22 protein-coding genes and 1 riboswitch are annotated in these 23,063 nt (G+C 44.1%); of the genes, 11 read left to right on the top strand and 11 right to left on the bottom strand.

Features of this window, described 5'->3' with window-relative positions:
* Positions 1-102: 102 nt before the first annotated feature.
* Positions 103-561: a Fur family transcriptional regulator gene (locus tag H735_RS14060; protein WP_020194712.1), complete on the bottom strand. Its 459-nt coding sequence runs from the start codon at positions 559-561 to the stop codon at positions 103-105.
* Positions 562-740: 179 nt separating this feature from the next.
* Between H735_RS14060 and H735_RS14055 the strand changes: the two genes are divergently transcribed.
* Positions 741-1,589, top strand: coding sequence for a patatin-like phospholipase family protein (locus H735_RS14055; RefSeq protein ID WP_020194711.1), 849 nt, complete (start codon positions 741-743; stop codon positions 1,587-1,589).
* A 180-nt stretch (positions 1,590-1,769) separates the two neighbouring features.
* On the opposite strand, the gene H735_RS14050 is transcribed toward H735_RS14055, so the two are convergent.
* On the bottom strand, positions 1,770-2,618 hold the full coding sequence (locus tag H735_RS14050; RefSeq protein WP_020194710.1) for a pirin family protein: 849 nt from the start codon (positions 2,616-2,618) through the stop codon (positions 1,770-1,772).
* A gap of 323 nt (positions 2,619-2,941) precedes the next feature.
* Between H735_RS14050 and cspE the strand changes: the two genes are divergently transcribed.
* From cspE to H735_RS14030, 4 genes are all read left to right on the top strand, one after another.
* Positions 2,942-3,154 carry a transcription antiterminator/RNA stability regulator CspE gene (gene cspE, locus H735_RS14045; protein WP_020194709.1) on the top strand — a complete coding sequence of 71 codons (213 nt, stop codon included), beginning with the start codon at positions 2,942-2,944 and terminating at the stop codon, positions 3,152-3,154.
* A 297-nt stretch (positions 3,155-3,451) separates the two neighbouring features.
* Positions 3,452-3,661, top strand: a complete 210-nt coding sequence (locus tag H735_RS31665; RefSeq protein WP_020194708.1) for a hypothetical protein — start codon at positions 3,452-3,454, stop codon at positions 3,659-3,661.
* Positions 3,662-3,723: 62 nt separating this feature from the next.
* A complete protein-coding gene (locus tag H735_RS14035) occupies positions 3,724-3,864 on the top strand; it encodes a hypothetical protein (protein WP_009706263.1) in 141 nt (46 codons plus the stop codon).
* A 325-nt stretch (positions 3,865-4,189) separates the two neighbouring features.
* A riboswitch (purine riboswitch) is annotated at positions 4,190-4,289 on the top strand.
* Between the two features lie 95 nt (positions 4,290-4,384).
* Positions 4,385-5,389, top strand: coding sequence for an adenosine deaminase (locus H735_RS14030; protein WP_020194707.1), 1,005 nt, complete (start codon positions 4,385-4,387; stop codon positions 5,387-5,389).
* Between the two features lie 76 nt (positions 5,390-5,465).
* On the opposite strand, the gene H735_RS14025 is transcribed toward H735_RS14030, so the two are convergent.
* On the bottom strand, positions 5,466-7,100 hold the full coding sequence (locus H735_RS14025; RefSeq protein ID WP_027726573.1) for a sensor domain-containing diguanylate cyclase: 1,635 nt from the start codon (positions 7,098-7,100) through the stop codon (positions 5,466-5,468).
* 148 nt (positions 7,101-7,248) lie between these two features.
* Positions 7,249-8,178, bottom strand: coding sequence for a LysR family transcriptional regulator (locus H735_RS14020; protein ID WP_020194705.1), 930 nt, complete (start codon positions 8,176-8,178; stop codon positions 7,249-7,251).
* 168 nt (positions 8,179-8,346) lie between these two features.
* On the opposite strand from H735_RS14020, the gene H735_RS14015 reads away from it, so the two are divergent.
* The 3 genes from H735_RS14015 to H735_RS14005 all read left to right on the top strand — a co-directional run bounded on the left by H735_RS14015 (position 8,347) and on the right by H735_RS14005 (position 10,445).
* Positions 8,347-8,841, top strand: coding sequence for a hypothetical protein (locus H735_RS14015; RefSeq protein ID WP_009706267.1), 495 nt, complete (start codon positions 8,347-8,349; stop codon positions 8,839-8,841).
* A gap of 3 nt (positions 8,842-8,844) precedes the next feature.
* Positions 8,845-9,834 (top strand): efflux RND transporter periplasmic adaptor subunit, encoded by a 990-nt coding sequence (locus tag H735_RS14010; protein WP_020194704.1) that lies wholly within the window; start codon positions 8,845-8,847, stop codon positions 9,832-9,834.
* A 137-nt stretch (positions 9,835-9,971) separates the two neighbouring features.
* On the top strand, positions 9,972-10,445 hold the full coding sequence (locus H735_RS14005) for a peroxiredoxin (RefSeq protein ID WP_005531886.1): 474 nt from the start codon (positions 9,972-9,974) through the stop codon (positions 10,443-10,445).
* Positions 10,446-10,515: 70 nt separating this feature from the next.
* Here H735_RS14005 and H735_RS14000 read toward each other — a convergent pair whose 3' ends face one another.
* The 3 genes from H735_RS14000 to H735_RS13985 form a co-directional block, all read right to left on the bottom strand.
* Positions 10,516-11,220, bottom strand: coding sequence for a class I SAM-dependent methyltransferase (locus H735_RS14000; protein WP_020194703.1), 705 nt, complete (start codon positions 11,218-11,220; stop codon positions 10,516-10,518).
* Positions 11,221-11,418: 198 nt separating this feature from the next.
* Complete coding sequence (locus tag H735_RS13995) at positions 11,419-11,826, bottom strand: SPOR domain-containing protein (protein WP_009706270.1); 408 nt, start codon at positions 11,824-11,826, stop codon at positions 11,419-11,421.
* 1,401 nt (positions 11,827-13,227) lie between these two features.
* Positions 13,228-14,397 (bottom strand): D-alanyl-D-alanine carboxypeptidase family protein, encoded by a 1,170-nt coding sequence (locus H735_RS13985; protein ID WP_020194701.1) that lies wholly within the window; start codon positions 14,395-14,397, stop codon positions 13,228-13,230.
* Between the two features lie 499 nt (positions 14,398-14,896).
* On the opposite strand from H735_RS13985, the gene H735_RS13980 reads away from it, so the two are divergent.
* Complete coding sequence (locus H735_RS13980) at positions 14,897-16,504, top strand: BCCT family transporter (protein ID WP_020194699.1); 1,608 nt, start codon at positions 14,897-14,899, stop codon at positions 16,502-16,504.
* A gap of 170 nt (positions 16,505-16,674) precedes the next feature.
* On the opposite strand, the gene H735_RS13975 is transcribed toward H735_RS13980, so the two are convergent.
* Positions 16,675-17,637 carry an NAD(P)H-dependent oxidoreductase gene (locus H735_RS13975; RefSeq protein WP_020194698.1) on the bottom strand — a complete coding sequence of 321 codons (963 nt, stop codon included), beginning with the start codon at positions 17,635-17,637 and terminating at the stop codon, positions 16,675-16,677.
* A gap of 132 nt (positions 17,638-17,769) precedes the next feature.
* On the opposite strand from H735_RS13975, the gene H735_RS13970 reads away from it, so the two are divergent.
* Positions 17,770-18,669, top strand: a complete 900-nt coding sequence (locus tag H735_RS13970) for a LysR family transcriptional regulator (RefSeq protein WP_020194697.1) — start codon at positions 17,770-17,772, stop codon at positions 18,667-18,669.
* A gap of 54 nt (positions 18,670-18,723) precedes the next feature.
* On the opposite strand, the gene yghU is transcribed toward H735_RS13970, so the two are convergent.
* A complete protein-coding gene (gene yghU / locus H735_RS13965; RefSeq protein WP_020194696.1) occupies positions 18,724-19,584 on the bottom strand; it encodes a glutathione-dependent disulfide-bond oxidoreductase in 861 nt (286 codons plus the stop codon).
* Between the two features lie 216 nt (positions 19,585-19,800).
* Positions 19,801-20,367, bottom strand: coding sequence for a TetR/AcrR family transcriptional regulator (locus tag H735_RS13960; protein WP_020194695.1), 567 nt, complete (start codon positions 20,365-20,367; stop codon positions 19,801-19,803).
* 99 nt (positions 20,368-20,466) lie between these two features.
* Here H735_RS13960 and H735_RS13955 point away from each other — a divergent pair, with 99 nt between their 5' ends.
* Positions 20,467-21,000 (top strand): dihydrofolate reductase family protein, encoded by a 534-nt coding sequence (locus tag H735_RS13955; protein WP_020194694.1) that lies wholly within the window; start codon positions 20,467-20,469, stop codon positions 20,998-21,000.
* A gap of 189 nt (positions 21,001-21,189) precedes the next feature.
* Here H735_RS13955 and H735_RS13950 read toward each other — a convergent pair whose 3' ends face one another.
* Positions 21,190-22,734: a hypothetical protein gene (locus H735_RS13950; RefSeq protein WP_152447586.1), complete on the bottom strand. Its 1,545-nt coding sequence runs from the start codon at positions 22,732-22,734 to the stop codon at positions 21,190-21,192.
* Positions 22,735-23,063: the final 329 nt, after the last annotated feature.

Genomic DNA, 23,063 nt, shown 5'->3' with positions numbered 1-23,063 from the left:
CGGTTCAGAATCTCCTTGCTGATGATGCTAATGGTTGGGATGTATTTGAGGAAAAGGCGACGACGTCGTCATGGTGTGAGCCAAACTCAATAAAAAGCACAGCTATTTGGTGTCAGCGCAGTCATCACACACACAATTGATTTCTAATTGCGGGCTAACGACGGTAAACCCCTCTTGTTTTGCATGAGATTTAAGACCATTAATCAATTTAGGATCGATGGCTTGTTCGCTGATCTTGTTGCACTTGGAGCAGATAAGAAATTGAGGGATACCGTGCTCGTGTTCGCAGAGAATATGGGAGCATACGATGTATTTATTGGACACTTTAAGCTTGTGAGCCAGATGCTCACCTTCAAGAAAATCCAAGATTCGATACACAGACATAGCCTGAATATTCTGATCAAAATGGGCTTTGCAATAATCCACTAGCTCATAAGCTGATAACGCTCTATCGGCATGAACCAAGGCTTTCAACACCAGTTTTCTCTTAGAAGTTAATTGCTTTCCCTGAGCCTTAAAACTCTTCTCAACATGCTCAATAATGGCGTCAATATTGCTCACTCTCACCTCACACAAGACACACGCTACCTTTTAATAATTCTGATTATTGTTATGTTATAACATAAAAAACAGATTCATCAAGGTGAGACCAAAGTGAACGCGACTTGGGAATGCGCATTAGATCCGTTACTCTAATTAGCTCGTATCCCAAATCAGAATAATCAAAACGGATGGCTAGAATGGAACACGTTGGCTCTCGGGCGCTGGTTGTTGAAGGCGGTGCCATGCGCGGGGTATTTTCCTGCGGCATACTCGATCATTTTATTAAGCAAGACTTCTCCCCGTTTGACAGTTTTTGGGGCGTTTCGGCAGGCGCGAGCAACTTAGCCGCATACCTTGCAAAAATGCCGGGAAGGAACCTCAAAATCTATCTTGATTACAGCTTACGTAAAGAGTTCATTTCTCCCACTCAGCTGCTGCGTGGCGGTGACATGATGGACTTGGATTGGATGTGGGATATCACGCTTAAAGAACTCGATATAGATAGAGATGTGCTTTCTGCAGATCCCCGTCCTTTCTTTTTAGGGGTCACTCGACAAGACAACGGGCAACCAGAATACCTCACGCCATCCATTCAAATGTTGGCTGAAACTATGAAAGCCAGTAGCGCCCTGCCCATCATGTACCGAAACGGCGTCGCTTTAGATGGTGTGAGATATGTTGATGGCGGCGTAACGGATGCGATTCCTGTCGCCGAAGCCATTAAACGCGGCGCGACCAGAATCATGGTGCTAAGAAGTCGGCCAGCCAGCTATCGCAAATCCAAACCTAAACTTGAAAAGCTCACTGCACGCCTGTTGAAAGATCACCCAGCTTTGGTTGAGCCAATGCTCACGCGTCATATTCGCTATAACCAGAGCTTGGAATTGATAGAGAATCCACCCGCTGGCGTTGAGATCATTCAAATCTGTCCGCCAGAAGGCTTTAAGTTAAAACGCTTGAGTCGCTCGCCAGAACCATTGCGCAAAGCTTATGAATTGGGCTTGGAGTTTGGCAAGCATGCCATAACGCGTTGGGAACAGAGCTAAACACAAAAACAACTTTCAAAGCGCCGCAGAATAAAAAAAGCCACACCATGTTAGTGTGGCTGATGCAAATTCGATGGCAGTGGATATCGTCTTTGCTTGCGTATGAGCCCAATGCACGGACTCCAAATCACTTAGGGGTCACCAATCGTGCTAATTCAGTGCGCACGACTGTCGGTCAAACTAGTACGTTTCAAACAATCCAGAGTTGTAATCTTGAATCGCTTGTTCAATCTCTTCGATGCTATTCATGACAAACGGACCGTAATGCACGACAGGTTCATCAATTGGTTCGCCGATAAAGAGCAGTACGCCACTGGTATCATTGGATTGAAGCGTCACCAACTCACCTTTAGAAAGCAGTGCCATTTCTCCCTGCATGACAACACGCTCTCCAATAGTAATGCTGCCTTTATAAGCATAGACCATCATATTGTGATCGTTAGGTGTCATAAGGTTTAACGACGCGCCTTGGTGTGCTTGCCAATCGGCGACCGTTACAGGTACACCAGTTTTACTCAATGGCCCTCGAATCACTTCATCATCAATGTTCAGCTCACCAGAAATAACGCGAACTAAGCCATGCGCCTCTGCGCGATGTTCGGTAATGGTTTCCGGTTGGAAGTCGTGATATTGCGCCGGAGCCATCTTGTCTCGCGCGGGTTGATTGATCCAAATTTGGAAACCGTGCAGTTCACCGTCTTCCATTATTGGCATTTCACTATGAATGACACCTCGGCCAGCCGCCATCCATTGCGCACCACCAGAACGAAGTTCACCAACATTATCCATGTGGTCACGATGTTGGAAGTGTCCCGTTAACATGTAAGTCAGCGTTTCAATGCCTCGGTGTGGATGCGGAGGGAACCCGCCTACGTAATCGGCTCTTTGGTCTGATTTCAGTTCATCTACCATCAAGAATGGTGAAAAGCTTGCATTGTTAAAGCCTGCGACACGGCGAATTTTCACGCCGTCACCATCAGCAGTTGCATGTGATGGGATAATCTGACGAATATCTCTCACTGTACTCATAATCTTGCCTCCCTTTAGGATATGAGTTGATTCTAGAGAGCAAGTACTGAGTTTATGAGGGGGAAAAATTGTTCTACTTCATCAACTTTTTCGAACGAAAAAAAAATGAAAAATAAATGTAGCTATTTTTTAAACACCCTGTATAGTGGCGGCTGGCTCTAGAAAAGAGCTGTTAATGCTACATTTAGTTTAAGTTCCCTCTCAGTAACATCCTGAATCTTCGGTTCAGACTCCTGCGTAAAACTTCCTCTTGATTGCACATTCAATAGCTTAAAAAAGATCCATCACAATTCGTACATTATTGTTTAATTTCAGAGGTTTTTATGTCTGGTAAAGTAACTGGTTCAGTAAAATGGTTCAACGAAACTAAAGGTTTTGGTTTCCTAACTCAAGACAACGGCGGCCAAGATGTATTCGTACACTTCAACGCTATCGTTGCTGACGGTTTCAAAACTTTGGCTGAAGGTCAGAAAGTAAGCTTCAAAGTAGAAGATGGTAAAAAAGGTCCTCAAGCGACTGAAGTTACTCCTCTATAAGATAGCTTTTCTTGGTGCAGCATCTCCTCGCTGCACCAAACTCTCTCCCCCTTCAAAAAATTCCTCAAACTTAATACTCAGCAATCAAATATTGCTCGGTTTTCTGCTGCCTAAAATAAATGGGCTGCACCACTGTATCCATCGTTGGAACAAGGTATCTGTCGTCAGATCACTGTTACCATCGTTGGTATGTAAATTACTAAAATTAGGAAAAATTATGTCTAGAAGAACAGGTCGTCAAAGACACTGGTATCAATTATTGAATAAAGAAAAGATCACAAAGAAACAGGAGAATAAATGATAGAGATTGAATTCCGTTTAAAACAACCCGACATCTCTTGGAACGCCAAAATTCATCAACTTAACAGTGATATTTTAAGGCGCCATATATTGCCAAAACTCCAATTTGCTTGCTATCTCATTGATTTTAAATACTGTGAGAAAACCTATTCCGGTGACATTCTGTGTGACTCAGGTTCAAAGCTAGGAAGTTTTATTATTAAATAAATCAGTTTCGTGCATTAATAATTAATGTGGAAATTTAGGAAGAAATTCCCAAGGTGAAAAACATGGCAAATAAAAGCAAGAAGCAAATTGAGCAAGAAAAGAAAGAGTCCGAACAAAACGCTGCTGCGATAAAACAACAAACTCGCCGCCGAATTGAGGACATCATGGAGCAAAGAGAATTTGATAAAATGTTCGAGCTATAAATACATTCCCTTTCATTTCCTTTTCTCTACTCTTCTCAATTTAAAGTATCGATGTGCAAGGTATCGCCACCCCTTCTCTCAGTTCACAATGAGAGCTCACAATGAGCAACGCACAATAAACTCGATATGACTCCCAATGTTTCTCGCATGATGTGATTCAGTATTAGCCACTGAATATTCGACTCAGCCAGGTGTGTGCTGACAACGAAACCATCATGCGATGAAATCGCTCCCTTTTCTCTTATCCCTTATCCCTTATCCCTTATCCCTTATCCCAAAGAATTACAATTTACTCACTAGCTCTAGCCAAGCCCCAATTTTTGCGTATAATCGCAACCGTTTGCTTCGTATAACCCCAATGATATGGTTTGGGGGTCTCTACCAGCTCCCGCAAAGTGCTGATTACGAAGAGTCGAGATCACTGTGGATCTTACTCTTTGTAATGGCGTTCGATTTTTCTCAATCTATACCTATTCTTAGAGTAATTGCATCCACGTAAAAGCATAAGAAGAGGTGGAATATGAACGCATTTATTCAAGGTCTTCCAAAGGTAGAGTTACACTTACATATCGAAGGTTCGCTAGAGCCAGAACTGTTGTTTGAGCTTGCACAGCGCAACAACATCGACATTCCATACGAATCACCACAAGCACTGCGCAAGGCGTACGAGTTCGAAGATTTGCAGTCTTTCCTAGATATCTATTATCAAGGTGCTAACGCACTTCGCACGGAACAAGACTTCTATGATTTGACTTGGGCATACCTAGAGCGCTGCAAAGCCGACAACGTTATCCATACTGAAATCTTCTTTGACCCACAAACCCACACCGATCGCGGTATTGAGTTTGAGACTGTTATCAATGGCATTCACCGAGCAATGCAAGATGGTAGCGAGAAGTTAGGCATCACCTCTCAAATCATTGCGTGCTTCTTGCGTCACCTATCGGAAGAGAGCGCGATTGAAACACTGCAATCCATTATTAAACACAAAGACAAAATCGTCGGTGTTGGTTTGGATTCTTCAGAGCTTGGACATCCGCCAGAGAAGTTCAAACGTGCGTTCCAACAAGCAAAAGAAGCAGGTTTACTCACCGTGGCACACGCAGGCGAGGAAGGTCCGGCGCAAAACATCATCGATTCTGTCGAGATGCTGGGCGTTAGCCGCGTTGACCATGGTGTTCGCTGCGTTGAAGATGCATCGTTAGTCGAAGCGCTCATCGAAAGTAAAATGCCACTCACGGTATGCCCGTTATCGAACATTAAGCTTTGCGTGTTTGATGAAATGGAGCAGCACAACATTGTCGATTTGCTACGCAAAGGCGTCGCAGTAACCATTAACTCCGATGATCCGGCTTACTTTGGTGGTTACATGACGGATAACTTTATGGCGGTCAGCAATGCACACCCGATGACGAAGCCAGAGTTGGCTCAGTTTACGATCAATGCGATTAATGCGAGCTTTATCAGCGAAGCACTTAAAGCCAAATACCGTGCTCAAGTCGCTGATTACTTAGCGAATCACTGATTATAAATACAAACCAATAAGGGCTAGTTCGCTAGCCCTTATTTTGTTGTTTGCCATACGTAATTCACCACGTGCCTCATGACGTGTCTCGCTCGGTTTTAATACAGTTTCTTCCCGCATTTTTCGCAACATAGAGCGCCTTATCCGCTCTTGCGACCAGTTCATCAAAACTGTCTTCTAACTCTAATGTCGCAATACCCGCACTGAACGTTACTTTCGAAACGGGGCTGAAATCCTCATCCTTAAGCGCTTCTAAACGGATTTGCGCCCATTGCTGTGCCTTCTCTAAAGATACTTTGGAAGCAACGATGACAAACTCCTCCCCGCCCCAGCGTGCCAACATTCCCTCTTCCAAAGGATCTTGAGCGAGAAAGTCAGCAATATGCTTTAGTACGTCATCCCCAACGTCATGCCCATAGGTGTCGTTGACCTCTTTGAAGTGGTCGAGATCGAGCAAAATCAATGACACTGGCCAACTGTGCGCTCTTGCTTTCTGAAGCTGCTCGTGGACTTTGGTGATCAGTGCGCGGCGGTTAAATAAGTTAGTGAGCGGATCATGCATGGCCAACCACGTAAGCTTGTGGTTATTTGCATTGAGCAAATTGACCGAGTATGCCAACTCTTGGTTCGCGGTGTTGAGCTCTTGCGTTCTGAGCGCGACCACTTCCTCTAGCTTTCTATTGTGCTGATGGATTTCATCAAAGGTGTTTTTAAAGGCATTGGAAAGCTGGCCGATTTCATCTTTCGAATCGTAGCCAGAAAACGTGGTGTAATGGTTGTTGACTGCGTTTTCTACATCGTATGTCAGCTCCAAAATCGGTCTTGTGATGGAATTGGTGAGATAAAACACGATAGGCATAAAGACAACAATCACCACCGATGAAGTAATCGCAACATCTTCCAGTAGCTCATTGATATCGAGGAAAATATCGGACTCTTCCGTGGTCACGAAGAGCGTCCAATTAGGTAAGGTGTCGATTTTAGCAAAGGTCACGATCTTGGCTTCATTGACCTTCCTGTCGTAGTAGTGGCCGTGTCCGACATTTTCCCAATTGGTTTGCACTGCAATGTCCGCGAAGCCTTCAAAACCAACTCGCTCACCTTCAAAAATATTGGCGTGCAAAATCAGAGAGCTGTCGGGGTGAGAAACCACCGTTCCACTGCTATCAGAGATCCAAGCATAACTGCTGTTGCCTAACTTCACTTTAGACAAACGCTGCGCGAGATAGTCGACAGAAATAGACACACCGACAATACCTTTCCAGTTATCCGCTTCGTCATACACGGGCACACCAAGGGCCACAACGGGTGTTTTGACCAGTAAGCCGACGTGCGGCGCTGTGATGTGATAATCCGCGCTCTTCCATCGAGCGTCTTCTACAAATTCTGGCCACTCAATTTTGATGGTTCTGCTTTTGTGATCAATTAGATTCCAATGCTCATCGACGAAAAGCGTATTAATCACGGACTTCTTAGACATGCTTTTGAGCCACTTAAGCTCTTCGACAATAAAGTCGATATCCCCTTCTTGCACACGTTGATGACCACTGATGGTTTGCAGTGACGCCACATGTCGTTGCAGTTCTTGACTGATGACGTCTGAATGAAGGTTGGATAATTGAATGGAGTTTTCTAAGGCGACACTAAAGATCCGTTGCCGCTCTTTAAAGTACAACACGGCGAAAAGAATCAGGACGAAACAAATCGTCATTACTGAGTACGTAACGACAAACTTGGTTCTCACACTTCGGAAAGCAAACCCCGCGATATACACAAATGTCCTTATCAAGTGTATGGATATGCATATAGTCTAGTTTGTTAATAAAGAGTCTGCTATGTGGTTTAGCGCAAAAATTGGCTTAAATTGAATGATTTATTACGAATTTCTCAGCAGCTAATAAACACTGCTCCCGTAGCCATTGATGGCTTGGGTCATTAGTGCGAGAGGGGTGCCAATACATCGCCACATCGATCGGATCTTTCATGAACTCAGCTTCAAGCTCTCTGAGGTGATACAAATCTCGATATTGCTCCAGTAAGGTTTGTGGCATCAAAGCAAGATAATCACAGCGTTGTATCACTGGCAGTATCTCGATAATACTTCCCGCCTGCCATGCCACTTGGCGCTTCCCTAGTATCTGCTCATTCTTGATGCCACGGCCAATCAAATAACCGTTTTGTTGGTCAAACTGAGAAAGGGTCACATGCTTCTCGTTAAGGTACTCTTCAACGCTGATCGTATTACCTTGTAACCGAGGATGATCCTCTCGGCACACAACCGTGAGTTTATCGGACATCAAAATCTGTGAACGCAGATGCGGGTGTAAATTGGTTTGAGCTTCAATCACCAAATCGCACTGCTGTGACCTCAGCAGACTGGTTAAGTCCATAGTGAAAAGCGGCTCAATCCGCGTGTTTGCTTTCGGTGCTTTTTCGTTAAGCAAGGCTGAAAGCTCTGGCAGCAAAGTAAAACTGAACACACTGAGTGAAGAGATCACAAAACGCTTATCGCACTCAGCAGGATTAAATCGTGAGTGCTCAGGCAACATATAAGCGATGCTTTCTACCGCTGTTGCTAATGTGGGATAGATATCAATAGCGAAAGCTGTTGGTGCCACGCCGTGGCTTTCGCGAATAAATAACGCATCCTTAAACACCTCACGAAGTCTGACTACCGCTTGACTGACCGCAGATTGACTCACACCCAGACGTTGCGCCGCTTTGGTGTAACTCTTCTCTTCGACAATCGCCACGAAGGTCGGGATAAGACTGTAGTCTGAGTGCTTCATAGATTATGTGTTCTCGAATATTTTCATACTGATATGAGCTTAACTTATATCATATATAACTCAACTTATGACGTTTTTTCATACAATTCCGCGCATGTGATTACAAAAGACAAAACAATAATCACACGCTCAACGTTTTACCCTCACACATCGACAAAAGGTATAACTATGAACGTCATAAAAGCCATAGGTCGCGTTATCTTTGCGATTTTTATGGTGCTATTAAAGTTCTCACTATTCATGGCTCTCATGCTTGGTGGGGCTTACTTGCTTGCACCCATGGGCACGATCAATTCAAAAGACATTGATATGAGCTTGTTCACCAACACGCCCAACGACACCATGATGGTGATCTTCAACTCCGAATACTTCAGCGGTTATCTGTTCTCTGTCACCATAGCCCTTGCCCTTTTTGTCATCTATTTGCTATGGCAGATCCATGAAGTTGCGGTTCACCGAGCTCAAGAAAAGAAAAGTTCTCATATCCAATTAGTGTTTGCCCTCTCCTTGTGTGGTTTGTTCCTTCACAAAGCCTGGTGGGTTCTGGCGCTGATCATTGCCTTCGCTAACTGGGAGCACATTGGCAACTCACTGAGCAACATCATTCGCAATAGCCGTTTGTCATCTCAACCACAAACACCCGCAAAAGTGACGGAGGAATAAGCCATGAAAGAGGTAATGATTCCGTACATTCTTATCATGTGGATTTTGGTTTCAACGGGTGCGATTAAGTGGACATTTAAAAGCGCGTTTTGGATCATCTCTGGCGGTGCATTCATTCTGGTGGTGCTAGGAATTCTCTCACGTCTATGGGCTCCGGTTGATTTGACTTATTCATCGACGGTGAAAGCGCCCCACTCGGTGTTGTCTCCGCTGTTTCGCGAGCAGATTGACCACATCTATGTCGACCACAACCAAGAAGTGAAGAAAGGCGATGTGATCTATACGCTGGTCGACACTACCTCTTTGGCAGACGTAGAAAAAATCAAAGCAGGCATTGTTCAGCAAGAAGAAAACGTGGCTCAGTTAAAGCGCGATATTATTCGCGGTAAGACATCACCAGAGATCTTCAAAGGGCGTGACATTGAATACTACGAATCTCAACTTCGCGTTGCAGAAGCGTCGTTGAAGTCTTTGCATGCCGATTTGCAAAAGACCGAGTTTGAGCAAAGCCGTAAAACCGTTCGTGCGCCTTTCGACGGCCAAGTTGCAGTGGTGAACGTAGCAGATGGTAGCCGTGTAGGTAACATGCACATCTACGACACGTCACGTAAGTTCTTGGAGATGCGCATACCAGACCAAACCTATCGCTATGTTGAACAGGGTCAGTTTGCTGAGTTCTACGTCGATGCGTATCCGGGTGAAGTGTTCCGAGCTCGCGTTCACAGTATCACGGCGGGTACTGGAGAATCATCGGTCTCGCCATTGCAAGGCCCACAGAGCGTTCGTCAACACGTAGGCGCAAACACCAGTAGCCACGGCCGTACAGTGATTCTGGAAATTTTCGAACCGGAAGGTAAATCCATTCCAATTGGTGCGACTGGCTCTGCGTGGATTGCGGTAAATAAACCACACAGCCTGTTTGGCTTCATTGATGTGATTGGCGCAGCAACGGTTCGACTTCACTCTTATAAGTCTTACCTGAACGCGATGTAGTTAATAAACAAACCGCCAACTTAGGCGGTTTGTTTTTATGAAGCCAATTAAGACCTTACATTTCTTCCGTGGTTAGCCTGCAGTTTTAGCGCTAGACTGAGTGAGCTAAATAAAGCATACACAAAAGGAAGAAAATCATGATTCAACAAGGTCAAGCACTGCCTGCTGCAACGCTAAGCGAACTGACTGCAGATGGTATGGTAAACCACCAAGTAACAGAGCTATTTGCAGATAAGAAAGTGGTTCTATTTGCGGTTCCAGGTGCATTTACTCCTACTTGTTCTGAAGCGCACCTGCCAGGTTACGTCGTATTGGCTGACCAACTAAAGGCAAAAGGCGTGGACCTGATTGCTTGTGTATCTGTTAACGATGCATTCGTAATGCAAGCTTGGGGTGAAGCACAAAACGCATCTGAGTTGCTAATGCTAGGTGATGGTGACGCAAGCTTTACTAAAGCACTGGGCCTAGAAATGGACACCGGCGGTTTTGGTGGCGTTCGTTCACAGCGTTACGCGATGATCATCGACAATGGTGTGGTTACGACACTAAACGTTGAAGAGCCAAAGACATTTGAAGCAAGCAAAGCGGAGACCATTCTCGCTGCACTTTAAGCTCAACGCTAAGATCACAAAACGGAAGCCTCTGCGCTTCCGTTTTTTCTATCTGAACTCACTGATTTTACTAGCTCAGCGCCACACATTTAATGAAGATAAAGTTCGGGAACGTCGCCAAACGTTGGTAATGCTCCTGAGAGATTTCACGAATTTTTTCATTCACCTTACCTTCTGAAATCGCCAGCATCGCCATGTTACTGCCCGTGATCGCATCGGTAATGTCTTGTAATGAGCGGCGGTAGAATGCCACAGGAACTGGTTCTCCTACGGTATTCCACATATCTTCAACCAGCTCTTTATCGTAGTAATTGCCAGAGGCCGAACATTCGAAATCCGCAAATGGATGATGGGTCGAGAAGACAAACTGACCACCGGCTTTTAATACTCGTTGAATATCGTTAAATAAGGGGCGAAGGTCTTCAATGTAGTGAACCATAAGCGGGCAAATGACCAAGTCGTACTGTCCGTCTGCCTCTTCTGGTAACCCGAGCGCCAAGTTTTGCGCGTAAGCGGTGACCGAGCTACCAAGCTTTTCTTTTACGATATCTATCATCTCTTGAGCAGCGTCGATGCAGGTTACTGAGCTTGCGCCCAACTCAAGAAGAAGCTGCGCGTAAATACCAGAGCCACAACCTAAATCCAGCACCTTTTTACCTGCCACATCACCGACTAGTTCAAGGGTGTTTGGACGCTCAAAATGCGCGTTGTACAGGTTATCTTGCGCGGCTAAATCGTATTGCTTTGCGTAGGTGGTGTACATTTCTTGCTTCATGGTGACTCCGACAGAAAAAGTGGGATGCGAAGACTAGAAAATACCCGATAACAAGTAAAGTCAAAAGCACGTTAGAAGCGTGATCTTGCGCGTACATTGAAGAAGATGGGTGACTGGAGGTTCGGTTGAGCCTTTCCAACCGATTGCAAAGGCTCGATGTGTAACGATAAAGCGCTTATTGGAATGAAAGGAACAGCACTAGCGCATGCGCACAACGCTGGTCTCTTGCTTGCGCTGCATCTCAGCAAACGTTAAGACAAACGGGGAAGATTGCTTAACTCGGCTTGGTAATGAAGACAGGGCGTTGTAGGCGTCTTGCTTGGTTTTGAAATCCCCTACCGTCACCGTGTACCAACGTGTGCCACGGCTGTTTTTCCAGTTTACCCACACCGGATGTTTAGGATCGATGTAGCGAATGTACTCTTTGACATCCTTTTCTTTCTTTAAGGCCAGCACTTGCATGGTGTAGTGATTTGGGTTGAGGTAGCCATAAGCGTCTTGCGATGACATCACACCCACACACTGCCCTGTTTCCATTGGTTGGTGCTGCGGCATCACACAGCCAGTAAGTGACATAGCCAAAGTCAAAGATAGAATCTTGCGCACGCGTAACTCCGTTTTTTTGTTCTGAATGGTTCTCTTGAAGAGTGCTCTACATTGAGTAGGCGACCACCGACTCCAAAACATGAAACACAAAATAAAAACGGCAGATTTATCATATTCAATCGGATAATCCGCCGCTGAAGGCAAAATTACACATTGTTGAGTCGTCTCTAACGCTTTCGGATATTGCTCTTCCAACAGCAACATATCTGCTTTGCCTTTCAACTGAATAAGATGATGACGCAGATTGGTTGAAGTAGGTTTGTAGAACTCTTGCGACTTCTCATACGCTGTGCGAGCCAACTCGGCTTTACCTTGTCGATTGTAGATATGCGCCTCATTGAGATACATGATCTGCAACCCTCTGGCTTTGTGCCCTTTGGCATGGCGCTTGAGGTAAATTTGCTGCGCTTTTTGAATGAACTCTAATGCTCTATCCCAGCTTTCGATGTGCAGATAAAGCAGACCAAGGTTATTGTAAATCGTACCTTTGTAAGCCTCTTGACCAACTTGCTCGGCGATATCAATGCCATCAAGGAAGTAACGTTGAGCATCCACCAGTTGGTTTGTCGCATTACTCAACGCGCCCGCGACATTGTAAAACTTGGGCAAAAGCGAGTTGAGGTGCTCTTTCTCAGCTATCTCGATAGCGAGTTTTATTTCGCTCAAACCCACATCATTTCGACCGTGCAAGGTGTGCTCTTTCGCACTGTCTGCTAGCAACACGGCATCAAGCCATGGTTGATCGCTCTCTCGGGCAATGGCTTGAAGTTGCTGAAGGTAGTCTGCCGCCAATAGAGGTTCATCATTCACACGCGCCAATCGATATTGCTGATACAAGGCATAGGAAGTTTCGAGCTCAGACGAAAAGGCGTTCCCGACTGCCTCCAACGCTTGTTGCGCGCTTTCTGGATCACTGTAAATAAGCGAACTCACATCGAGTAGCGCTTGTCCTTGAGCTGTTTTAGCAAGCAAAATTTGAGTATCTTGACTGGCAGTTTGTTTGATATGTTCACTTGGCGAATCCTTACGCCAGTAATCGTGCAAAGCGAAAGCGACCACTACCCAAAGAAGCGCCGCTAACAAGGTGACAACATAGCTTTTTCTCACGAAGTATTACGTTCCATCTCGATTGTATTTAGATTTTTCTTTTTAGAAGCATCTGATTTATAAGAAAACCATAGCATCAATCAAATGCATTCCCAAGCATGCATAAGAATCGACATTTATATGAATGTCACGTTTCTGCCCATGGTTAGGCAAATGCTCTAATGGCAAGTTTTATTGCCATTTGTGTATGTTCTTCTGTGGAGTTAGGAGGAGAAAGGGCTGAGCTTGAGAGGAAAATGAAAAAGCCGCACCTGAAACTCAGATGCGGCTTAAATAGAATGGGATTAAGAGAAGTTAGAACCAGCTCGCAACCAAACGTTTGAACCAATCCATCAGGCGTTTAAAGATGCCGCCCTCTTCAACAGGTTCAAGAGCAACCAATTCCGCTTCTTTGACTACGTCGCCATCGACTTTGTACAACACTTTGCCGACAACTTGGTCTTGCTGAATTGGAGCCATTAGGTCGCCATTGTATTCCACTTCGGCTGCCAGCTTGTTCACATCACCTTTTGGCAACGTTAGGTAGATATCACGATCAACACCGACTTTTAGCTCGTCTTGGTTACCCATCCAAACGCGCGCCGTTGCCACTTCTTTACCTGCTTGCGTTGGTACAACGGTATCGAAGAAACGGAAACCGTAGCTCAGAAGCTGTTTACTCTCTGACTCACGCACGCTAGGGCTTTTCGCACCCATCACAACCGCGACTAAACGCATGTCACCGTTGGTTGCAGAAGTCGCGAGACTGTAACCCGCGCCACTGGTGTAACCCGTTTTCATGCCGTCAACGCTCATGCTTCGATCACGTAGCAATCCGTTACGGTTGTATTGAGTAATGCCGTTGTAGGTAAACGAAGTCTCGCTGTACAACGGGTAAATATCAGGAAGATCACGGATAATCGCACGGCCTAGCGTTGCAATGTCACGCGGCGTTGAATACAGACCATCGCTATCCAAACCATGTGGGTTGGTAAATGCAGAGTTTGATAGACCAAGTTGGTTCGCCCAACTGTTCATCAAACCAACAAAGCCCGCCTCACTGCCTGCAACGTGTTCTGCGATAGCAACACTGGCATCGTTACCCGATTGAACAATCAACCCACGGTAAAGATCCGACAGTGAAACCGACGTGCCGACTTCGATAAACATCTTGGAAGAATCAGGGAAGTTTTTCGCCCACGCGTTGCGGCTGATCACCACTTCATCGTCTAGGCTAATGTTGCCAGACTTGACCTCTTGACCCGCAACATAAGCGGTCATCAGCTTGGTCAAACTTGCCGGGTTTAGACGTTTGTCGGCATCACGTTCCACTAGCACTGTGCCAGTGTGGTAATCCATTAATACGTAGCCACGAGAGCTCAGCTCTGGGGCATTTGGAACAACGGTAGGAACAGCAAAACTAAACGCAGAAACAGCAGTCAAGGTGGTCGCTAACGTAGCATTGAATAAAGTGTTTTTTCTCATAGCAGCATTCTGTGGCTTACAACTTACAAACTAAGTCGAGTATATGGAAACGCTGTTCAGTTACAGCACCTCTGTTACGATTGGTTACGTTTACTCGATATTTGTCCCAAAGAATGCGAAGTTCGTTGGAATTTGTGCTTATTCGTTAACCAACCCCTTGAAATCATGATTTTTGATTAGCCCTAGTTCAGCGTTCGCGTTCTTTGAAGCGTTACCAACCTTCAGTCGCGCGTCACGCTGCCACTTTTGGTCAAACAATCTTCGCTAACACCAAACGAATATTTACACATCAAAACATTACACCTCATTGTATTTTTCACTAAAAACCTGACTTACAACCAGTTTAAAAGCCTTAAAACTCTATCGATTTGCAATGTTTTACACAAAACATTATGATCACGTCGCATTTTTTAATTAGAACTCAAAACAATCGGAGGGCGGTTTTAGTGTTTTTCTTGTTCAGGAAAGACACATTTAAAAAAGCGTACATGTTGTATTTATGGATAATGCACTAAAAAAATATAGTATCGACACTACCGACTATCAGGTTGGTCAAGATAACGTTCAAAAATGGGGATTTGATATCCACAATCCAGTATTTGGGATTAGTGCTGGTCTTGTTCTTCTCTGTCTTGCTTCTCTTTTAATTGTTGATCCTTCAACAGCCCGTGATGCCTTAAACGGCGTTAAGAACAGCATCATTTCTGACTTCGATGTGTTCTTCATGTGGTCTACTAACTTCTTCATCGTATTTGCTATCGCTGTCTTACTTTCACCGCTGGGTAAAATCCGCATTGGTGGTAAAGACGCGCAAGCAGAACACTCAACAGCCTCTTGGTTATCTATGCTGTTCGCAGCGGGTATGGGTATCGGTCTGCTATTTTGGAGTGTTTCGGAACCAACGGCTTACTTCACTGATTGGTACGGCACACCACTGAACGTAGAACCTTACACCGAGGAAGCAAAATCACTCGCTATGGGTGCAACCATGTTCCACTGGGGCATTCACGGTTGGGCGATTTACGCCATCGTTGCACTTTCACTGGCTTTCTTTGCCTTCAATAAAGGCTTACCACTTTCTTTGCGCTCTGCGTTCTACCCACTATTTGGTGATAGAGCTTGGGGCTGGTTAGGTCACGTCATCGACATTCTTGCGGTACTTTCAACCCTATTTGGTCTAGCCACTTCGCTTGGCTTGGGTGCACAGCAAGCCACCAGCGGCATCAACCATGTATTTGGTTTGGATGGCGGCATTGGCATGCAAATGGTCGTTATTGCGTTTGTGACCTTTATTGCGGTTCTTTCTGTTGTTCGAGGCATCGACGGCGGCGTTAAGCTATTAAGTAACATCAACATGGCAGTGGCATTTGCCCTACTGGCTTTCGTGTTGTTCATTAGCTTTGATGTAGCGACAACTTCTATCTGGGATACGACCGTCGCTTACGCAAAAGACATCTTCGCGCTAAGTAACCCACATGGTCGTGATGATCCGGAATGGATGCACGGCTGGACTGTGTTCTACTGGGCATGGTGGGTATCTTGGTCACCATTCGTTGGTATGTTTATCGCACGTGTTTCAAAAGGTCGTACTGTTCGTGAATTCCTATTTGCCGTTATCGTTATTCCAACCACTGTGACATTGATTTGGATGGCTGTGTTTGGCGGTATCGCGCTTGATCAAGTCGTCAACAAAGTAGGTGAATTGGGTGCGAACGGCCTGACAGATATCTCGCTAACGCTGTTCCACGTTTACGATGCAATGCCGTTTAGCTCTGTTATTTCTGTTCTGTCTATCGTTCTGATTTTAGTGTTCTTTATCACTTCTTCAGACTCAGGTTCATTGGTTATCGATAGCATCACGGCTGGCGGTAAAATTGATGCACCTGTACCACAACGTATTTTCTGGGCATGTATCGAAGGCTCTATCGCTGCGGTCATGCTTTGGATCGGTGGTAAGGAAGCACTGCAAGCGCTTCAATCCGGCGTGGTGGCGACAGGCTTGCCATTCACCTTTGTTCTATTGCTGATGTGTGTCAGTTTGATCAAAGGTTTGAGATCAGAATTGCCTGCTTATCAAAACACAGCACAGAAACAATCTGTCGCTTAGTAAAAGCTGTAGAGCATTAAGATGAGAAACGAGCGTCCATTTGGCGCTCGTTTTTTTATCCGCGTCATTGCCTGTATTGTTGAGTCAGTAAGTTAAGTTCTTACACATAAAAAAGCCCCAAGCACAAAGGCCTGGGGCAAATAAAGCAATGAGTTACTGGTCAAGGGTAGCTAACTCACCACTGGAACAACGTTGTATTCATGAATGGTGATGGAGCCTGCTTCCTCAATCGAAACTTGCCACGTCTCGTTAACGGTTAGGTTGACGGCTTCACCTTTCATCATCGAATCTTCATAACTGTCTGCTGTTAATCGAATACGCAGTTCCACTTGGAAACGATCACCATTCGGTTTCACTTCGATCTGCTGAACGTCGTGATCGCAGTTTGGTTTGAAGGTAGCACGAGCAATCGCGTACCAATCGCGGAAACCGTCATGCCCCAGGAATTCACCCTCTGGCATCGACCATTTCACATCTTGCGCTAGCTTGTCGGTAAAGAACTCTGTGTCCTCTTCCAGTACATCGAACTTGGCAAACCACTCGGCAACAAACTTCTGCATACGACTTTCTGGTGAAGCCGTGATCTCTTCAATCTGCGCCAACAAACGGCTCGCATGATCTTTTGCACGCGCTTGCACCTCTTCCAATTTGTTGTACACATTTGGAATGTAAACCATGCGGTGCGTGTAAATTGGCTTGCGGTAATTCATACCTGCCAAGTAAGCGGTTTGTTGGAATGGGTAAACAAACTGCTCAATAGTAAAGTGGTTGTAGCCAAGTGGATCGTAAGACTCTTCAGGACCACCTACCGTAAAAGAAAGAATGAAATCTTTACCTTTTAACTTGTCGCCTTCTGGGCCGTAAGCGAAGTTGAAATTGAATACATCATCCACCCACTTTTTCAGTAAGGCTGGTGACGAGTACCAGTAGAATGGGAATTGAAGCACAACCACATCCGCACTCACGAGCGCCGCTTGCTCTGCTTCAACATCAATTTGATAGTTCGGGTACAGAGTATCTAGGCGGCGAACTTCAACATCAATCAGTCCCGCTTTTAGCTCGTCTATGATAACGGTGTTTGTGTATGACTCATCTAGGTTTGGGTGGCCTGAAATTACCAGTACTTTGCTCATCGTGATTCCTCTGTTTCGAAGCGTTAACCGATGAGTAGAGAATACGCCGAAGTAACCTTTAGTTTTAGACGCTCTTTACTTAAATCATTATTAGGTAGAAACTAAAGATAAACACATCACTCGGGAAAAGGCATGAACGGCACGACCTACAACCAATTAATGATGTTCCATACCATTGCGCAAGAAGGCAGCATCACCGCCGCAGCGCGTAAATTAGAAATAGCCCCGCCCTCGGTGAGCCAAGCGTTAAAGATGCTAGAAGAGCAACTCGGCTTGCCTTTGTTTACGCGTACCACTCGCCGCATTGAGTTAACAGAAGCGGGACAGTTGCTCTATGAACGCACATTAGCGTCGATGTCAGAGTTAAACCTTGCCGTCGAAAGCGTCAGCGATTTGAGCCGAGTTCCTTCGGGTAAAGTCCGTATTACCGTGCCTCGATTCGTGTATCAATCGCTACTCAAACCCATCTACATTGAGTTCTGCCAACGCTACCCAAGCATTCAATTAGAGATTTCTGTTTCAGACAAAGCCATCGACATCATTCGTGACGGCTTTGATATGGGTATCCGCTTTGGTGACCGAGTAGAAGAAGGCATGATTGCACGCCAGCTAACACTCCCAGTGAAAGAAGCGTTATTCGCCTCACCGGGCTACGTTGAGCAATATGGCTTACCCAAAACACCCGATGATTTGAAGCAACACAAACTGATTCAGTACCGATTTATTTCGTCGAACCAAGTCGCTCCACTGAATCTAAACAATCAAGGCGAGACCCTTACCGTCAACATGCCAACTGCCCTCATTGTGAATGATACCGATGTGATGATAGACGCGGCGCACAACGGTTTGGGGATTGGGCGTATCGTGACACCAATGGTCGAAGAAGGCTTTAAGAAAGGTGAAATCGTGCCTGTGCTTGAAGAATACTGGCAACCCTACTCAGGCTTGTATGTCTACTTTCACAAGAATACTCAAAAGGCGAAGCGCGTACGCGTACTCATCGACTTCTTACTTGAGAAAGCTGAGCTTTAATACAACAAAAAAGGAATGCCGAAGCATTCCTTTTTACTCATTCAGAAAGGGCAATTATTCAGGCTTCTTCGCCAGAGCCGCATCAATGTCTGCTGCGCTGTGACGCTCTGCCACTTGCTCCCACTCTTCCCCCCATGCGCGGTTAACAATGCGACCACGTTTTACCGCTTCACGCTCATCAATCGCTTTCGCCCAACGCACAACGTTTTTGTAGCTTGCTACGTCTAGGAATTCAGCCGCATCGTAAGCACGACCCAATACAAGGTTGCCGTACCAAGGCCAAGTTGCGATATCAGCAATGCTGTACTCATCACCACCTAGGAATTCATTGTTCGCGAGACGCTTGTCTAGTACGTCTAGCTGACGTTTTGTTTCCATGGTGAAGCGGTTGATTGGGTATTCAAACTTCTCTGGTGCGTACGCGTAGAAGTGACCAAAACCACCGCCTAGGTATGGTGCAGAACCTTGAAGCCAGAACAACCAGTTCATTATCTCGGCACGCTTCGCGCCTTCTTTTGGTAGGAAGTGACCAAACTTCTCCGCTAAATAAAACAAGATGTTACCAGATTCGAACACATTCACTGGCTCGGCACCTGAACGGTCTACCAAAGCAGGAATCTTCGAGTTCGGGTTAACTGATACAAAGCCAGAGCCAAACTGGTCGCCATCGCCAATCTTAATCAGGTACGCATCGTATTCTGCTGCCGTTACGCCTGCCGCCAAAAGCTCTTCAAACATGATCGTCACTTTTTGACCATTTGGTGTACCCATTGAGTAAAGTTGGAATGGGTGCTCACCAACTGGAAGCTCTTGTTCATGACGTGCGCCAGAATCCGGACGGTTGATGCTCGCCCACTGACCGCCGTTTTCATTATCGTTTGTCCAAACTTTTGGTGGAATGTATTCGTTAGTCATTGTTATCCCTTATTGTGTTTGAATGCATCTTCAAACTGACGGCTTTTGCGCGCCAGCAAGCATTATTAAAATCACCACTTCGCCAACTGCGATTGGGCATACTCAAGATATTAGGTCGAATTCGCCAAATAAAAGTCCTGCAATCTCTTTTAGTTAGAACCTTTGGTTATGGGAATTTCTTTCACGCTATAAGTAAAAAGTACACGTTAATGTGAACTAGGTTCGAGATGCCAATAACGAAGAACAGATCAGATTTAACGGCCCATCCATCATCTCCGTCTTAATCAAGCTCGCATCGTGGCAACAACTGATCGAGAACGCGAACCCGTGTAGGTAATCTGCCAATAGATCCAAACTGTCTTTCTCCACTTGCGGAGACAACGCCAAAGGTTGAACAATGATTTGATAACGCTCGGTAAACACTTGAGCAGGGCCATGAGATGTCATGCTCAGCATGGTTTGTAGTAACCCGTTGTATTCACGCAACAGTTCAATGTAGCTAACACACAAGTTTTTGAGTTCGCCTTGCCAATCTTCATTCACTTTCGGTTGATAAATTTCCTCCACCAGCGATGTGGTCAACGCTTCAAGCAACGCATTCTTGTTTTTGAAGTAGTAATAGATCGCCATAGGATCCACATTTAATTGCGTCGCTAACGAGCGAATACTTGGTACCTTGCCATCCTTTATCATCAATGACTTAGCTGTATCTAGGATGTTTTCTGTGCTTAACTGCGACTGCTTGGCGGCTGGTCTCCCGCGTTTCTTTTCGTTGACAGACATTTGATCTTCCCGATAAACTTAGAATTATTCTACATTGTAGAATTAATTTTAAACCATACTTTAGCTTGGCTCAAGCATCACCATTTTGATGAGGTACTCATGGCAAATATCGTATTTATTGCAACTAGTCTGGACGGTTACATCGCAGATAAGCAGGGCAAGCTCGACTGGCTACATTCAGTACCAAATCCAGACAACATTGATACTGGCTTCTTCTCTCTAATGGAGCGTATTGATGGCTTAGTAATGGGACGCAACACTCTAGATGTCGTGCTGAGCTTTGATTGCGATTGGCCATACAGCAAACCTGTGTTTGTACTAAGCAACACCATGACAGAAGTACCACAAGGCTACGAAGACAAAGTCTTTCTAGTAAAAGGCGAGCTAAACGATGTGCTTGCGGATCTAAACGCAAAAGGTTTTAACGACCTTTACATCGATGGCGGGGTGACGATTCAGAACTTCTTAAAAGAAGATCTTATCGATGAAATGGTGATCACACGCTTCCCTATCCTACTTGGCGGCGGCGCACCTCTATTTGGGGATTTGGAACAGCCGCTGAACTTCAAAGTCACCAAGAGTGAAGTTGTTTTGGATATCTTAGTTCAAACCACTTACGTGCGTGAAAGGTAATCTACTTCGGTAATTTGAACAAAATAAAAACGCCCTTCATGGAGATATGAAGGGCGTTTTTTATTCAAATTGTTCTGGCTTTTTGAAGCTAGATTTTGGGCAGAAACGCTTTAGAACTGATGCTCTACAGTTTTTCTGTCAGATAAGGAAAAGTATCTTGACTCCTTGGACGATTGTTACATTGCATACTCATGCCCGTAAATAATCCATTACATCATAAACACCTTCTGTAAGGTGACTCCTAAAGTGCTCATTTTTATAGGCCTTATCACCATAGGTTCCTTCCCTAATTCTTGATAAATAAGTTTTAATGGACATTCTATCTTTTTCCTTTAGAAAACCTTCTAGGATGGAACCAAAACAATAATCAGATTCTTTCGATAGAATCTCTATAAACAATTCAAAAGCCTCTATGTTCATAGAAAAAAATCGTTCTCGTACATCAGCGTCATTATAATTAATTGAAATATTGAGAGGATACATTGCGATATCGTTCATTGTAACGTTCAAAAAGAAAAATCTAGTCTTAGCATTCAACTTAGAATTAATACCTTTACCTACTATTTCTGAAGTAGATTTAAGAGCCTGCTTCCACGGTTTTATCAATAATTTTTCTACAGTAAGATCAAACGACTTGTTGTTATCATCTTTAATGAGCAAAGAGTGTAAAACTCTTGCTGATTTAACCTCGATGACTAGTGCTGTATTTGAATCTGAATTGTATATAATTGCATCAGGAGATTTATTTTGATCTTTATTATATTTAAACTCAGGTATAAATTCGTAACGTGTATTCAACGAACAGCTCTTCGTTATTAATCTTGTTACATAATTTTCAAAACACTCTCCAAAATCAGACATAAATTTCTTTGGTGTCATATCTAATAGCTTGTAGAAAAGATTATTAAATAGTATGTCTTCAAATAATTTTCCATCTATTGGTATATATGTTCCATCACTTAACTTTAATAAAGGTCGATTACAAAATTCCAGAATATTACGAGAATCATCACCTAATTCAGAAGTATCATTTAGCGAAATAGAAATACTATCTAAAACATTTCTTACAAGCTCAGGCTTTACATTGATATAAACTTCATCATTTATTCTTATTTTCCACGCTGAAACATCATAAGGATTAAAATAATCAATCTCTGAAAATTCGTAACATCTATAAACAGTAGTATAAATAACATATAAATAGTCTTTCAAGCTAAAACCATACTTACTCTTGAAAATTTCCCTGTAACTTCTTAATAGCTCAGAGTTTAAAAAAATGTAATGTGATCTAACAAACTGCATGAAGTAATTATCTCGATATTGAGCAATTGAGATATTTGACAATTCACTTTCAAACTTAAAGTCCCTGATATAATTATCGTTCGAAGCTATCATTATTTTACAAAGATAACTTAGTGATTTTGGATATGATGTTTTTGTTGGTATATACTTCTTACTTAGTACTTTTTTCCACAACCAAAGGCGCTCAGATCTTGATGTTACATGGCTATACTTCTTACATAACGCTCTCTGCTTTTTATTTTTTGCTAGATAACTATATACCCATGACATCAGCTTAGTACTTTCACGTTCATGATAAGATATTATTGAAAGTAATATTATTTCTAATTCACTGACTGAATTATCAATTGAAGTCTCCATTTTAAAACACTGGTTAAGTGCTTTCGCTGACATCAGCAAACCAAAATTTTCTCTTTTACTTAGATCTACCAAAATTGACCTCTAAATCATCGAATAACCGAAAGCAACGTAACAATGTCTTTTCATTCAGCAGACATTGTCTTTATAATATTTTCGGAAAATACAGACGCCATAGAAGTAACGTATTGTTCTATAGGTCTTATTCTTCCTTCCACTCATAAGTTGCAGAACATGTCTGCATAATCACCAATACTCAACTACACTCATAATCTACCATTAAGAAAAGTAGGTCAAGAACTGACATAAGAAAGTGATCAGGAATTTTGAGATAAACAACTTTGGGGCAAAAGTGTGCCAACTACTCACTTGCCTATACCAACAAAAACGCCCTTCACACAGAT

Origin of the sequence: Vibrio owensii CAIM 1854 = LMG 25443, from assembly GCF_000817815.1 — a bacterium.
GTDB classification, from domain to species: domain Bacteria; phylum Pseudomonadota; class Gammaproteobacteria; order Enterobacterales; family Vibrionaceae; genus Vibrio; species Vibrio owensii.
Note: the sequence above shows the minus strand (reverse complement) of the source record. Positions and strands in the feature narration are given on the sequence as shown.

What these genes read in the sequence shown, in the direction of transcription:
- H735_RS13960 (WP_020194695.1), bottom strand. Translation starts at nt 20,367, where the DNA reads ATGTCTGTCAACGAAAAGAAACGCGGGAGACCAGCCGCCAAGCAGTCG.
- H735_RS14055 (WP_020194711.1), top strand. Translation starts at nt 741, where the DNA reads ATGGAACACGTTGGCTCTCGGGCGCTGGTTGTTGAAGGCGGTGCCATG.
- H735_RS14030 (WP_020194707.1), top strand. Translation starts at nt 4,385, where the DNA reads ATGAACGCATTTATTCAAGGTCTTCCAAAGGTAGAGTTACACTTACAT.
- H735_RS14000 (WP_020194703.1), bottom strand. Translation starts at nt 11,220, where the DNA reads ATGAAGCAAGAAATGTACACCACCTACGCAAAGCAATACGATTTAGCC.
- H735_RS14050 (WP_020194710.1), bottom strand. Translation starts at nt 2,618, where the DNA reads ATGAGTACAGTGAGAGATATTCGTCAGATTATCCCATCACATGCAACT.
- cspE (WP_020194709.1), top strand. Translation starts at nt 2,942, where the DNA reads ATGTCTGGTAAAGTAACTGGTTCAGTAAAATGGTTCAACGAAACTAAA.
- H735_RS13985 (WP_020194701.1), bottom strand. Translation starts at nt 14,397, where the DNA reads ATGAGAAAAAACACTTTATTCAATGCTACGTTAGCGACCACCTTGACT.
- H735_RS14035 (WP_009706263.1), top strand. Translation starts at nt 3,724, where the DNA reads ATGGCAAATAAAAGCAAGAAGCAAATTGAGCAAGAAAAGAAAGAGTCC.
- H735_RS14015 (WP_009706267.1), top strand. Translation starts at nt 8,347, where the DNA reads ATGAACGTCATAAAAGCCATAGGTCGCGTTATCTTTGCGATTTTTATG.
- H735_RS14005 (WP_005531886.1), top strand. Translation starts at nt 9,972, where the DNA reads ATGATTCAACAAGGTCAAGCACTGCCTGCTGCAACGCTAAGCGAACTG.
- yghU (WP_020194696.1), bottom strand. Translation starts at nt 19,584, where the DNA reads ATGACTAACGAATACATTCCACCAAAAGTTTGGACAAACGATAATGAA.
- H735_RS13970 (WP_020194697.1), top strand. Translation starts at nt 17,770, where the DNA reads ATGAACGGCACGACCTACAACCAATTAATGATGTTCCATACCATTGCG.
- H735_RS14010 (WP_020194704.1), top strand. Translation starts at nt 8,845, where the DNA reads ATGAAAGAGGTAATGATTCCGTACATTCTTATCATGTGGATTTTGGTT.
- H735_RS13955 (WP_020194694.1), top strand. Translation starts at nt 20,467, where the DNA reads ATGGCAAATATCGTATTTATTGCAACTAGTCTGGACGGTTACATCGCA.
- H735_RS31665 (WP_020194708.1), top strand. Translation starts at nt 3,452, where the DNA reads ATGATAGAGATTGAATTCCGTTTAAAACAACCCGACATCTCTTGGAAC.
- H735_RS14025 (WP_027726573.1), bottom strand. Translation starts at nt 7,100, where the DNA reads ATGACGATTTGTTTCGTCCTGATTCTTTTCGCCGTGTTGTACTTTAAA.
- H735_RS14020 (WP_020194705.1), bottom strand. Translation starts at nt 8,178, where the DNA reads ATGAAGCACTCAGACTACAGTCTTATCCCGACCTTCGTGGCGATTGTC.
- H735_RS13975 (WP_020194698.1), bottom strand. Translation starts at nt 17,637, where the DNA reads ATGAGCAAAGTACTGGTAATTTCAGGCCACCCAAACCTAGATGAGTCA.
- H735_RS13980 (WP_020194699.1), top strand. Translation starts at nt 14,897, where the DNA reads ATGGATAATGCACTAAAAAAATATAGTATCGACACTACCGACTATCAG.